At 58.5% G+C, this 13,076-nt stretch carries 11 protein-coding genes, 1 tRNA gene and 1 pseudogene; 3 read left to right on the forward strand and 10 right to left on the reverse strand.

Annotated elements, in window-relative coordinates:
• The first annotated feature begins 168 nt into the window (after positions 1-168).
• Complete coding sequence (locus tag ABJN75_RS04790; protein ID WP_348437399.1) at positions 169-633, forward strand: SH3 domain-containing protein; 465 nt, start codon at positions 169-171, stop codon at positions 631-633.
• Between the two features lie 284 nt (positions 634-917).
• Here the strand turns inward: ABJN75_RS04790 and ABJN75_RS04795 are convergent, their stop codons facing one another.
• From ABJN75_RS04795 to ABJN75_RS04805, 3 genes are all read right to left on the reverse strand, one after another.
• The gene (locus ABJN75_RS04795; RefSeq protein ID WP_348437380.1) at positions 918-1,775 is read right to left on the reverse strand and encodes a DUF4435 domain-containing protein; all 858 of its coding nucleotides are present in this window, start codon (positions 1,773-1,775) and stop codon (positions 918-920) included.
• Complete coding sequence (locus tag ABJN75_RS04800; protein WP_348437382.1) at positions 1,772-3,076, reverse strand: AAA family ATPase; 1,305 nt, start codon at positions 3,074-3,076, stop codon at positions 1,772-1,774. Before ABJN75_RS04800 ends, ABJN75_RS04795 begins: the two co-directional genes overlap by 4 nt.
• 436 nt (positions 3,077-3,512) lie before the next feature.
• Positions 3,513-3,587: transfer RNA gene (locus ABJN75_RS04805), tRNA-Ile, on the reverse strand.
• Between the two features lie 334 nt (positions 3,588-3,921).
• On the opposite strand from ABJN75_RS04805, the gene ABJN75_RS04810 reads away from it, so the two are divergent.
• Positions 3,922-4,680 carry an SIMPL domain-containing protein gene (locus tag ABJN75_RS04810; protein ID WP_348437384.1) on the forward strand — a complete coding sequence of 253 codons (759 nt, stop codon included), beginning with the start codon at positions 3,922-3,924 and terminating at the stop codon, positions 4,678-4,680.
• A 79-nt stretch (positions 4,681-4,759) separates the two neighbouring features.
• On the opposite strand, the gene ABJN75_RS04815 is transcribed toward ABJN75_RS04810, so the two are convergent.
• The 4 genes from ABJN75_RS04815 to ABJN75_RS04830 all read right to left on the reverse strand — a co-directional run bounded on the left by ABJN75_RS04815 (position 4,760) and on the right by ABJN75_RS04830 (position 8,538).
• Positions 4,760-5,167 (reverse strand): hypothetical protein, encoded by a 408-nt coding sequence (locus ABJN75_RS04815; RefSeq protein ID WP_348437385.1) that lies wholly within the window; start codon positions 5,165-5,167, stop codon positions 4,760-4,762.
• A 175-nt stretch (positions 5,168-5,342) separates the two neighbouring features.
• Positions 5,343-5,960, reverse strand: a complete 618-nt coding sequence (locus ABJN75_RS04820; RefSeq protein ID WP_348437387.1) for a GNAT family N-acetyltransferase — start codon at positions 5,958-5,960, stop codon at positions 5,343-5,345.
• Positions 5,961-5,972: 12 nt separating this feature from the next.
• A complete protein-coding gene (locus tag ABJN75_RS04825) occupies positions 5,973-6,386 on the reverse strand; it encodes a ketosteroid isomerase-related protein (RefSeq protein ID WP_348437389.1) in 414 nt (137 codons plus the stop codon).
• Positions 6,387-7,362: 976 nt separating this feature from the next.
• Positions 7,363-8,538, reverse strand: coding sequence for a DUF930 domain-containing protein (locus tag ABJN75_RS04830; protein ID WP_348437391.1), 1,176 nt, complete (start codon positions 8,536-8,538; stop codon positions 7,363-7,365).
• Between the two features lie 152 nt (positions 8,539-8,690).
• Here ABJN75_RS04830 and ABJN75_RS04835 point away from each other — a divergent pair, with 152 nt between their 5' ends.
• Positions 8,691-9,314, forward strand: coding sequence for a glutathione S-transferase family protein (locus ABJN75_RS04835; RefSeq protein WP_348437393.1), 624 nt, complete (start codon positions 8,691-8,693; stop codon positions 9,312-9,314).
• Positions 9,315-9,319: 5 nt separating this feature from the next.
• On the opposite strand, the gene ABJN75_RS04840 is transcribed toward ABJN75_RS04835, so the two are convergent.
• The 3 genes and pseudogenes from ABJN75_RS04840 to ABJN75_RS04850 all read right to left on the reverse strand — a co-directional run.
• Complete coding sequence (locus tag ABJN75_RS04840; RefSeq protein ID WP_348437395.1) at positions 9,320-9,553, reverse strand: hypothetical protein; 234 nt, start codon at positions 9,551-9,553, stop codon at positions 9,320-9,322.
• 368 nt (positions 9,554-9,921) lie between these two features.
• Positions 9,922-11,970 carry an RNA polymerase sigma factor RpoD gene (rpoD, locus tag ABJN75_RS04845; protein ID WP_348437397.1) on the reverse strand — a complete coding sequence of 683 codons (2,049 nt, stop codon included), beginning with the start codon at positions 11,968-11,970 and terminating at the stop codon, positions 9,922-9,924.
• Positions 11,971-12,388: 418 nt separating this feature from the next.
• A pseudogene (locus ABJN75_RS04850) lies at positions 12,389-13,076 on the reverse strand (DNA primase); the annotation flags it as partial.

The raw sequence follows: 13,076 nt of genomic DNA on the forward strand, positions 1-13,076 counted from the left end.
GCGACGTCTCTCACGCCCGGTCTTCCCAGTCGTGAGTATCTCCAGTGTAGTCTCCATCGAGAAACTCCCTTCGCTCATCCATGGAAAGCCGATCACAGATCAGCGCTGTCAGGGCAACGTGCGGGCAGAACATCGCTTACGGAGAACAAGAAACCGAGTAAATCTTTGATGAGAACCGTGAGTGGGAATCGTGTCGCTCTTCGTGAAGCCCCTTCAACCGACTACCCCATAATTGACCGCTTCGACCGTGGTAGGCGGGTCCAGCAACTGGAGACCCAAGGAGAATGGTCGCGGGTGCGGGATCAGATAACCCAGCGAGAGGGGTGGATGGCGAGCCGCTTTTTGCCAAAACAGCAAGATGGCGTGATCAAGCGCCCCGCAAAAGCAACACCCAAACCGAAGGAGGTTTCGAGATCACTTCCAGTTTTATCGACATCTATGATCGTTCAGCGGATCATCGCCGAGTCCATCTCGGCTTACCCAGGCTCTTGTCCATGCCCATTCAACACAGATCGAGGAGGGCGGCGCTGCGGTAAAAGAAGCGCCTATTCCAAGCCAGGCGGCTATGCGCCTATCTGCTTTCCACAGGATGTAACCAAGGCGATGGTCGCAGCTTTTAGAGAACGTAGGTAGAACAGTTATAATCTTTTGGTGAAAAAGTTATAACTGCTGGCTGCCGACAGTGCATTAAACAACGAAATTCCGCTTGCCGCCCATTTTGCCCCTCTGCATTTGTCTCACACTAATAATTTCGGCCAAAAACAGAACATCTGAACAGAGGCACTGCTTTATGAAACGCGAACATGTAATTTCGCACACAAAAAACTATTTGTATAAGCAACCTTGAACGACAATAATCGCAATTCTTGCCTTCATTTCATTCATGGCAACCCATGACACTGGAGTGACCTAGAAATTCAAAGAGGTGTACAGGCGCTTCTGTAGTGAACTACAATCGGGTCGGTCAAAGCCTCCCTGAGAAATTTGGTGAGTTGGAGGAGGCCAATGTCACGAAAATGGACCGGTGACGGGCCTTTACCTCTTCCAAAGTGGAATTTTGTCGCGCCCACAATTAGGTGAACACAGTATGTAAATACATGCCCCACACAATATCTTGTGGCAGGAATCTCTTTTGGAGTATTGCTAAAATTTCTAGGCCTTGTGTTTAGGTTAACATGCTTACACAACTTTATTACTTCACCAAGCTGCAATTGTGGCAATCCATTTGTTGGATGTTTTTTAACAATACGTCCAGGAGCATCCCTTGGCAGTATTGAGGACGTTGAAATCAATGCTAAAAAATCGGCTCTAACTGGCCACTTTAGTTTTCTTTCAAGATTCGCACACTCCGTTAGAATAAAGTTCCCTTCGTCAGCCGGTGCGACATTTGCTCTGACCAGGTGTGCGTATATATTCAACAACGCATTGGGAGAAAAAGCATCATTTTCCCAACTGTATCCGAAAGTATACAAAACACGCGAGTCTTCAATTTTGTCCCCAAGAAGATCGTCGTAGTCCGAGTCCATTGCCACCAAAGTGTTCTGGATGTCTTCAGTGATCAAACTGCGCGCACGGCTCTCCAGCTGAGCTTTACCTCCGCGTGCTATACAGTGCACTCGAATGTCGGGCCGTAGTGTATCAAAAACAGTATTCCAAAAAAGCACATCCTCCGAGAATTCAGAGATACCGCCGCCACCCTCAACATAGCATGTGTAATCCACCCCATGGAAAGCAGCACGATTTATCTGACCACTCCTAGTTCTCTCAAATATCACTGAACTAACTCTTCCATACTAAACAAATTTTTATTATATGAGCCGACAATGTCAGGCGAGTGCGTAGCAAATAGAACTTGGGCATTTGGATTTATTCGAAATAGATTGGAGACCAACTGCTCCTGCCATTCAACGTGCAATGATAATTCTGGCTCGTCGGCTAGAAAAATAAAATTCTTTCCTTCCTGAAGCAACGTCTCGGCAAGAAATATTATTAATTGCTTCTCACCAGAGGATAACTTCTCTATTGGAATTTGTATTTCGTCATCTGAATAAATATTAACCTCATTGCCTTGGTCTATTTTTACGACCTTTTTATAAAGCATACCTGAAGATATATTGACAAAATCAGACTTAGGTACAAGAATTTCCTTCTGAAGTTCTTGTAATGTCTGCCACTGCTGTACCAAACCGTGAAGCCGAAGAACGTCATAAAGAGTAAAAAACGACATCAATGGTACGGATTTATTTTCCTGCCACTCTTCGAGCGCCTTCTTTCCAATAGTCACATGCTTTTCGAGTTGTTTAGTATAAGAGTCCTTTGCCACTTCAAATCGATCAAATATAGCTGCGATAGCTTTCTTTTCTTCCTCGAAGTCAACATTGCTATTAAGTATCGATGCGTCTGAATCTCCAGTTGCGAGAAAAGAAAGGAACCAGTCTTTTTGAAAATTCCGCGTTTGATCAGAAACACGACGATCCAATAAGAAATAATATCTCTTCAAATTCTCAAGAACCTCTCCAAGCTTATGGTCGACTCCCGAGATATTTGTGGGTGCCTCTGATTCATATTCAGATTCGAATGGAATCATATCTCTCTCTTCTGAGATATGATTTCCCCGGTGCAGCGACAACCAAGTGCACCTGAAAATTTTTGAGAGTTTCTGTTCCAATTCCCTAAGTGGGTCCGGCCTGTTTACAAATCGACGGTGGCCATCAATCTCCCGGAGGACACGCCTCCGACCGAAGGACAGCTCAAAACTTTCGGCCTGCGCGCTAGCTTTCGCTCGCAAAGAGTATCTTATGTACAGACCAGTCGTATTGTAGTCGAGCTTTTCCACCTCCAGAATTGGTACCGTGGCCTTTCCGGGCTCTTTAAACCGAAGTGTTACTTTTGTGAAATTTGTTTCCCTCAGTACGTCTCCATCGACGGAGAGACAGGCATTAATTAGATTAATAAGAGAGGTCTTACCTGTACCATTCCGTCCTATGAGAAAGTTGGCACTTTCACTTAGAGCGAGTTGGATGGGCTTGCTCTGGCCACGGAATCCATCGACGGTAATTGATTTAATCTTGTGCATTTAAAAATGCGTCCCTTTTGAAGGTCGTCGTACTTCGAAACACAACCATTCATCAATTGTGCTGCATCTGTCAAAGTGTTGATCGTCGCATACGAAAATAGGACATGCCCAGTGAAGTCAAAATCTATGATCTAGGTTAGAAATCATCCAATCCTTGGTCAAATGTGATTATTTTCGATAGGGGCTCCAAAGCGGATGAAGGCCTGCCACGAAAGTGTTCATTCCGCTCGAACTACCAATATGTACCCAAGTGCATTCGGCCCTAAGCCGACGCTCGTCTGTCCTTTTCTGGAATCGCTTTAAGAACCCTATTGGCAACCCCGGAAGACGAAAAATGCAACATAGCGCCGCAAGGTACAATGGAGTCCGTACTTATATGACGATGAATCCGGACTTATGCTATCCGAATCCGGGTTGTTGTGACGATGGACAGTTGTGGTGGGCCCGGCAGGATTCGAACCTGCAACCAAGCGGTTATGAGCCGCCGGCTCTACCATTGAGCTACAGGCCCGGAGTTCCAGATTGGCGTGTGAACCGCCGCCTGAAAAGTCGCATCCCGAAAGCTGCGGACAAGACCCCCGACCGGACCAGCCGTCCGGAGATTGGCGGTTTAGACCAAAACGAAAGCCATCACAAGAGTTTGCAGCGCCGGCTTCGCAATCAGTTCGCGCTGCCGCAATCCGTCCACATTCGCCCGCCAGAAGTTGCGTCCGGGAACACATGCATGTCGCGTCAATTGTGCCAATCGGTGTTGGTGTGTCACATGCATTAACACCACCCCGAAAACCCGTCGCCCCATTGGTCTTGAGGCTTCGGGGCTTGCCAGCGTCAGATCGGAGCCTTTCATGACCTCAGATTTTCATCCCCGCCGCCGGGCACTCATTGCCGGCGCGCTTGCCGCCAGCCTGCTTGCCGCACCGCTGCCGGCTTTCGCCGATGATGCCAAGGCGCCAGCGCCCGGCGTGATCACGGTTTCCGGTGAAGGCGTCGCAGCCGTTGCCCCCGACATGGCGGTGATCTCGCTCACCGTCTTGCGCGAGGCCGACACCGCGCGCGCGGCGCTTGACGCCAACAACGAGGCGATGGCGCAGGTTCTGGCCGCGATGAAGGCCGAAGGCATCGCCGATCGCGACTTGCAGACCGGCGCCTTTTCGGTGCAGCCGCGCTGGTTTTATCCCGCCAACAAGGACGGCGGCAGCGAACAGCCCAGGATCACCGGCTACTCCGTCAACAACACGCTGACCGTGCGCATCCGCGACCTTGACCGGGTCGGCGCCATTCTCGACACGTCGGTCAGCCTCGGCGTCAATCAGGGCGGCGATGTCATGTTCACCAATGACGATCAGGACACGGTGCGCGCAAGCGCCCGCCTCGATGCTGTTGCCAAGGCCAAGGCCAAGGCCGAGGCGATGGTCGGCGCGCTCGGCGTCGGGCTCGGGCGGATCACGCAAGTATCGGAGAATGCCTACTCGGCGCCGCCGGTGCCGATGATGCGCGCGGAAATGTCTGCGGTCGCCGCCAAGGCAGATTATGCGGTTCCGGTGGCTTCGGGCGAGAATGAATACCGCGTCACGGTCAGCGTCACCTGGGAAATCGCCCAATAGGCCTTTGACTGATCCGCAACAGCACACCCCCGGGGGCAGGCGCCGCCGGGGGTGTTGCAATCTGGCCCTGGTGGGCGGCTTAGCGGCGGAAACCGATGACCGGACAATTGCGCTGATTGGCAAAAACCATCCGGGTCTTGCGGTGATGGCGGACACCGGCAACGACGACCTTGCGATGGTCGGCACGCACAATGCCGGCGCGGCGCATACCCATGTGGCGGGCCTTCTGGACGGCCTGGTGCGGGTTGCAGAAATTGCGGCCCCGGTTCCGACCGTAACCACGGCCACGGTCATGGCCCCGGCCACGATTCCAGCCACGATCCCAGCCACCGCGGCGATCACGATCATGAACGACAATGGAGCCGCCGGGGCCGCCGATGGAAAGTTCGAAACCAATGCCGCCTGCATTGGCGGCAGGCGCAGAAGCTGCAACCCCGGCAGTGGCGACAACGAGGGCGGCGAGTGCATTGCGGATAAAGCGGTTCATGGTTTTTCTCCTGATGCGGCGGCTCAAGCGCCTTGATGGGTGGTCTGCTGGGTCTCAACCGGTGACCCCGATTGATTGACCCGACACTAGCCCGGCCCGCCTGAACCGAATTGGAACCGCGCGTTCATGTCGCATTCATGAAAATCAGGACCGCCGGAAACCCGAAAACCAGACCCTACAGGTCGCGGCCCCAGACCTGCAGGCGCTTGCAGCTCTCGGCGGGTTCTCCGAGATCGCGCCAGCAGAACTCGGCCTGCAATCCGTCAAGCGGCTGGTAGCCGAGCCGTCGCCAGAATGCATTAAGCGCCACATAATCCGCCGGCCGCGCCGGATGATCGGCGGGCCGCAGCACCGAGGCGAACACCGCGCGTGAAAAGCCCTGCGCACGCGCCGCGGCCTCGCGCATGTCGAAAAACACCCGGCCGGCGCCCCGCCCGTGGAACTCCGGCAGCAGCACCGATTCGGCGAGATAGAAAAACTCCGCCGGATCGAGACCGGCGTGGGCAAAGGGTACGGCAAACTCATCGGCGTGATCGCTGAGCGGCGCGGCTGTGGCGGCGCCGACCATGCGGCCGTCAGCCGTGCGCGCCGCCACCACGACGGCGCCCGGCGAGGCGGCGAAACGGCTCAGATAGCGCGCCTCATAAGTCAGGTCGCCCTCATAAAGATAAGGCCAGCCGGCGAACACCGCGATCCTGAGCCGCGCCAGATCGTCCAGCGCGGCCCCGACCTCGTCGCCGGCAAGCTCGGCAAAGCTCAACTCGGTCCCCGCAGTTCCTGCACCGCTGCTCACGCAAGCCGCGCCTCAGCCAGCCTGAACCTGGGCAATCCAGCCGGGCAGGTTGTAGCTCATCGTCACCCGGCTGATCAGACCGTCATCAATCTCGAAAAAAATGCCCGCGGGCAGCGAATAATGCTGGCCATTGGCTTCAGGCAGCCCTTCGTCGGTGGCGAGATAGGTGCCGCGCACGGTGAATTCGGCCGCCGCGCGGGTGCCCGATTCATCCACCATGATGACGATGTCGCCAAGGTCCTCGTCATAGTGACGGCTCATCCTGGCGTTGAACCAGCGGAATTTCTCCTTGCCTATCTCGCGTCCGCCCTGGTTGATGTCGTGGATCACATCATCGGACAGGCAATCGAGCATGGCGTCTGAATCCTTGGCATTGAAGGCTTCAAGATAGCGGCGGATCAGGGCGGTGGTGTCTTCTCGGTTCATCGGGATCTCCGGGGGTGAAAAACAGTGCCACCACAGGTGCCACAGGCAGGCCGTCGCAGGCAAGGGATGGCGGCCTGTAACGCCAGCTTCGACCATCGTGATAGCAACGATCGACCACCGGTCTGGTTCCCGTGCTTGCGGGCATGCCAAACTCCCCGCCGGCAAATCCGCCGGTTGGGAACTCGGCAATCCGGGCTCCGGAGGGCCGCGCGCGGGCGTCGATTCTCGTGCGCGGGCGTCTATTCTGAAGAAGGTAGTGGTTTGGCTGCCGCCTCCCGCGCGCGGGCCCGAACTTCGCCGGATGATGTCCGCATCCGACAGACGGCGACCTGACCCTTGCAGTCTGGTCCAGACACGGACCATCTGCACCAGCCATAAGGCAGGCGTTCCGGCACGGACGGCAGGCGTTCCGGCACGGACGCCCGCCTCCGTTTCCGGCGGGAGCGCCGGCGCTCGCAAGAACTCCACCCCTGCACCCGGAGGCGCCCGCCACAGGCCCGTTTCCGCCCCACCCGGCTGCCGGTCGGCGCAAACCGGCACAATGGACTGGAACTTCTCCGGTGGCTGCCCTGGCCCTCGCCCGTTGATGGCAAGGGCGGCCAGCGGAACCACGCTGGTCTCCGGCTACCCCTCCCTGCCGCACGTTACGGCCCAGCCCGAAAGGCATTCCTCCCGCCTCGACCGGCACGTTCTCGATTCATCCGGCGGCGGAAGTCCGATGATCATGGCACGGACGCGAAAGGATGGGGATAAAAAAGTTGCTTTTGCCTACCGCACTGAAACCACTGGATGAGCCAGGCAAGTTTATCCGCGCGATGACAGGGAATATTCCCGGAGTCTGGCTAGCCGACAGTGCGCCTGCCATTTCGATTTTGGAGCAGATCAGATAACCGACGAACTGGACTCCTGCAGCGTTACCCTGACAGGATCCGTGCATGCTGGCAGTCTCGAATGCCGGGATGATGGCCTGTCTCTGTCAAAAGTTCGGGAAACCGCGTGCTGCCCATTGATCGCGGGGGATTGGCGAACCGACCTTGTGGGCAAAGCTTACCACCTTGAAGGCATCGTCATCGACCATGCAGCGGAAACTCAGATTGTACCAGGAGCCATCGGCGCGGAAGGCGGCGTCGTTGACCGCCATCAGATTGCCGCTGTCGAGCCGGTAGGACGGCAACAGCTCGATGCCGTAACGCGTTGCGCCATTGCGCAATTGCTCACGCAATTCGGTGGTGCAGAGCTGGCTGGCGCGCATCTCGCGCGGCAGGCTGCCCATCGCCACCATCGCCGCGCGATCTTCGGTGAGCACCGGCGAAAACAGTGTTCCGGCATCGGTCAGCCCGGACCGGAGCGATTCGGGCCCGGGCTGTTCGTCCGCTGATGTAAATTGCGTTGCGGCGGCGTCAGCAAGCGCATCGCCAGGCGGCGCAACGGTGGCGTCCGCGGTCGATTCCGCGGCGAGCCCGGAAAGCTCCGCCGGGGCTGCTGCCGGATCGGCCTCGGCGAGCGCACTTCCGGGCATCTGCGCCTCGGGCAACGCGATTTCCGGCAGGGCGATCCCGGCGGGCTCCGGCGCGGACTGCCCAGGCGCTTCCTGTTCCGGCCTGACTGGTTCGGGCTTTGCCGGTTCACGCTGTGTCTGATCCGGCTCCGGCGCTGGCTGACCCGGCTGCGACTGCGCCGCTGTCTGGCTATCCGGCACATCCGGCTCGCCCTGGGGGTCGGCGCTGCCGCCGTCAAGCGCCTGGCGCGGCCCGCTGTCCTCTTCACCAAACCGGAACACCGGCCTGAGCACCGGTATGGCCGCAGCCTCGCCTGCCTCCGCACCATCGGGCGCGGGCGGAGGTTGCGGCGCGGGCGGAGGGTCGACGACGGCCGCTTCCTGCTGCGGAACTTCGGGCTCTGGTGGTTCGGGCTCCAACGGTTCGGGTGCGGACGGCTCCGTCTGAGCTGACTGCTCCGCCTCAGGCGCCTCCGGTTCGGGCTCCGGAGGTTCCACCAGCGTGACCTCGACCACCTGTTGCTCCGGCACGGAGTCCGCCTCGGGCAGTGGCAGGGTGATCAGGAGCGTCGCCAAAAGCAGGCCATGCAGGGTTACGGAGAGCGCAAGCCCCCTGCCCAACCCGGTCCATCTGATATCGCGCCATTGTCTCATCAAGCGATCCATACCAGAAAATGCGGACAAAGAAGGACCGGCGCAGAAATCACCGCGTCAATTTTGACGCACCCGCAAAACCCGCGGCGCGCAGCCCTTGCCCCGGCTCGGCGATACTGGCATGACGGAGCTGCGCTTTGAGGGAGAGACAGATGTCGGACTACAGGCTTTACTGGCGGCCCGGCGCCGGTTCGATGGTGGTCGAGGCGGCCTTGCGGCTGATCGGCGCGGCATTCGAGTGCGTCCGCATCGACGAGGATTCAGCCCTTCACACGCCAAAATTCCTGGCGCTCAACCCGGCCGGCAAGATCCCGGTGCTCGAGCTGCCCTCGGGACAGGTGATTGCCGAAAGTGTGGCCATCCTGCTGGCGCTCGACGAGACTTTCCCCGAGGCGCGATTGTTGCCGCCGCACGGCTCGCCCGCCCGCAATGTCGCGGTGCAATGGCTGATCTTCATGACGGCCAACATCTATCCCGATGCGCTTAGACTGTATTACGCGCCGCGCCACACCGATGACGCCTCGCCCGAGGCCGCGGACGCCATCAAGCGCCAGGCGATCAAGGATCTTGATCGCGATTTCGCCCAGCTCGCGAGCGCCATCAGCGGGCCGTTCCTGCTGGGGTCGACCATGACGATCACCGATGTCTATGCGGCAATGCTGGCCGACTGGCACCGCCCGGCGATGGATCTGCCGGAAATCAGTGATCTGGTGGCTCAGGTGCTCAAAAACCCCGCCGTGGCCAAGGCCTGGCACAATCATGAATATGGCTGCTAAAGCGGCTATTTCGCGCGAAGCGCCATTGCCGCCAGCTTCAGGCCCGCCAGAATAAACGGTGCGGCATGCATCAACAGATCGAAAATGTCGATCGGCTTGATCAGCGTGCCGGCAGTCAGCATTTTCAGCTTCTCCCAGATATGCGGCTCCGGCACAAACGGCGCCAGCCCCAGCGTCAGGCAGGCGAGGATGACGATGGGCCAGGACATCTGGTCGAGCAGCTGAGTGAGTTGGTCCATCAGGGCGTTCTCCGGCGGGGGGCTGCCACGGGCGCGGCGGCGGTGATGGGCATATCACCCGGATGGGCGGGGAGTTCCAGCGCTAAACATTCAATTGGGCGAATATGTCGCGGTGGGGATGAGAACTTGAGTTCGGGGAGCCCTATCCCAGCCCACTTCGGTCCCTCTTGCTGGACTTGATCCGGCATCCAGTAGGCGAGCGTCTGCAATCCAATAGGCTCTTTCACGACGCGGACGCGTCGTGGCTGGATTCCGGCTCGGAGGCCGGCATGACGGGGACTGGCGAGCCAGTGCCCCGATAACGACCGTCAGGCAACAAAAAACCCGGCATGACAGCCGGGTTTTCAGTTTCCATGATCTCGGAGAGCCTAGCTATCCAGAAAGCTCCGAAGCTTGCGTGAGCGGCTCGGGTGCTTGAGTTTCCTCAGCGCCTTGGCTTCGATCTGGCGGATACGTTCGCGGGTAACCGAGAACTGCTGGCCGACTTCTTCCAGCGTATGGTCGGTGTTCATGCCGATGCCGAAGCGCATGCGCAGCACACGCTCTTCACGCGGCGTCAGCGAGGCCAGCACGCGGGTGGTGGTTTCGCGCAGGTTGGCCTGGATTGCCGCATCGATCGGCAGGATGGCGTTCTTGTCCTCGATGAAATCACCCAGATGCGAATCTTCCTCGTCGCCCACAGGGGTTTCAAGGCTGATCGGCTCCTTGGCGATTTTCAAGACCTTTCGCACCTTTTCGAGCGGCATGGCGAGCTTTTCGGCCAGTTCTTCCGGCGTCGGCTCGCGACCGATCTCGTGCAGCATCTGGCGCGACGTGCGGACGATCTTGTTGATCGTTTCGATCATGTGCACCGGAATACGGATGGTGCGGGCCTGATCGGCGATCGAACGGGTGATCGCCTGCCGGATCCACCAGGTGGCGTAGGTCGAGAACTTGTAGCCGCGACGGTATTCGAACTTGTCCACCGCCTTCATCAGGCCGATATTGCCTTCCTGAATCAGATCGAGGAACTGCAGACCGCGGTTGGTGTATTTCTTGGCGATCGAGATCACCAGACGCAGATTGGCCTCGACCATTTCCTTCTTGGCGATGCGCGCCTCGCGCTCGCCCTTCTGCACCATCTGCACGATGCGGCGGAATTCGGAGATCGAAATGCCGGTTTCTGTTGCCAGAAACTGGATCTCGGCACGAATGTCGCGGATGCCGTTGGCTTCGGACCTGGCAAATTCCTTCCAGCCCTTGGCCGACAGATTGGCGATCGACTTCATCCAGTTCGGATCAAGCTCGGCGCCGGAATACTGCACCAGGAAGTCGTCGCGCTTGACGCCGTAGCTCTCGGCCAGGCGCAGCAGACGGCCTTCATTGGAGACCAGACGCTTGTTGATGTCGTAGAGCTGCTCGACAAGGCTGTCGATACGGTTCTGGTTGAGCGACAGCGACTTGACCGCAGTGATCAGCGCGTCCTTGAGTTCCTTGTAGCGGCGTTCCTGCGCCGGCGACAGCGTGCCGGTGGCGGCAAGGCGCGCCTCGACCTGCTGGTCTTGCAGCTTTCTGAGCTTCTTGTAGGTCTCGGCGATGGTGTCGAGTGTTTCCATCACCTGCGGACGCAACTCGGCTTCCATGGCGGCGAGCGAGAGATTGTTCTCGTCGTCATCATCCTCATCGTCGTCATACTGGCCTTCGCCGCCGACATTGGTGACATCGTCAGACGCCGCCTTTTCGGCACGGACCTTTTCCTTTTCTTCAGCCACCTTGCGGTCGGCCTCGATCTTTTCCGGGCTCTGGAACTGCGGCGCAGCCTTGGCCTCGGGACCGGAATAGGTGGTTTCCAGATCGATGATCTCGCGCAGAAGTGTCGCGCCCTCGTTGAGCTCCTCGCGCCAGATGATGATCGCCTGGAAGGTCAGCGGGCTTTCGCAAAGCCCTGCGATCATGGTCTCGCGGCCGGCCTCGATGCGCTTGGCGATGGCGATTTCGCCCTCGCGGGAAAGAAGTTCCACTGAACCCATTTCACGCAGATACATGCGGACCGGATCATCGGTACGATCGGTCGGCTCTTTTTTCTTGGTTGCAGCCACGGCCGAGCCGGACGCGGGCGCGACTTCGCCTCCCTCGCTGGCTTCCTCGTTCTCCGATTCGTCCTCGGCTTCCTTGTCTTCGCTGGCCTCGTCTTCCTCGACCACATTGATGCCCATATCGGAGAGCATCGACAGGATGTCCTCAATCTGTTCGGAGGTCACTTCCTCCGACGGCAGCACGGCGTTGAGCTCGTCCATGGTCACGTAACCCCGTTTTTTCGAGGTCTTGATCATTTTCTTGACGGCGTCATCCGACAGGTCGAGCAATGGTCCGTCAGGACCGCTGGCGTCGCGCTCGTTCTCTGTCTCGTCCGCTGCTTCTTTAACCTTGCTTGCCATGGGCAGTCACTTTCCCCGGATTTCATTCGGTTGACATCTGCTCAGCGCCAGCTTCTGGCGCATGACACCCGCCAATGTGGCGGGCGGCGTTTGCGAATCATCCGGATTGTTATGGCGTATGGATGCCTAATTCCCTGTTAACCATGCCGATCATTCAGCCGTGCGTGCCTTCCGTTCCCGAAAAACCGCGCACCCAGTGCCCGCCCCCGGGCCCTGCGATCGCGCACCTCATTATAACAGACAGGTGATTCCCACAAAAAACCTATCCGTCAAGACTTATCGGGCAAAAACCGCGCAGATCCGGTAAATAGCGCGCATTTGCCTGATTTGTCGGTGTCATTCGCATAATGCTCCTATGTAGGAGCCGCCAGCCGATTCACAAGTGCCGCAGCAATGAATCGCCGCCAGGCAGGCGCTGTCAGCCGGTTCCGCCGCGGCCGCCCTTGATCCGGCCCGACAAAACCCCGAAGCCATCGATGATGGCTTCCTGGTTTTCCAGCCGGGCAATCTCGAGCTGAACCTGCTCCAGCATGGCAATGATGGCGTAACTTGCCTCGGCATCGTCGCATTCGGCGATATCGCGCTCCAGTTCCGCCTTCTGCCATTTGAGCTCACGGGTGCGCTTGTGCAGCGCCAGCGCCTGGGCATAGCCCTCGCGCGCATCTTCCGCCGCGGCCTCGACTGTCGCCGTCCAGATCCGCGCATTGCGAACCTGGCTTTCGAGCCGGGCGATGAAAGCGCCCTGCCCGTCCGCCTCAAGCGCTTCAAACAGACGCTCGCGGTCAAACCGCCCGCCGGCGGAAGCCGTATCGAGCATCACCTGCATCACCCGCATCAACCCCTTGTCGTCGAATTCGAGCGCTGACAGCTCATCGAATTCGTCATGCAGCATCCGCGGATGGTTGGCCACCGTCATCACCAGCACGGTTTCGCGCAAGGACGGCATATCCGCGTGGCCCCGCACCAGCCCCGACCGGGCCAGCCGTTCCGACACCGCCAAGACCCGCCCCGCCTGCGGTCCGGGCCCGCCCGCCCCGCGTCCGCCCTCGCCGCCGCGGCTATAGCCGGCCCTGCCATAGCCTCCGGGACCGGATTTTCGCTGATCC

The sequence above is a fragment of the Hoeflea sp. genome, assembly GCF_039975035.1.
In the GTDB taxonomy this organism is placed as follows: domain Bacteria; phylum Pseudomonadota; class Alphaproteobacteria; order Rhizobiales; family Rhizobiaceae; genus Hoeflea.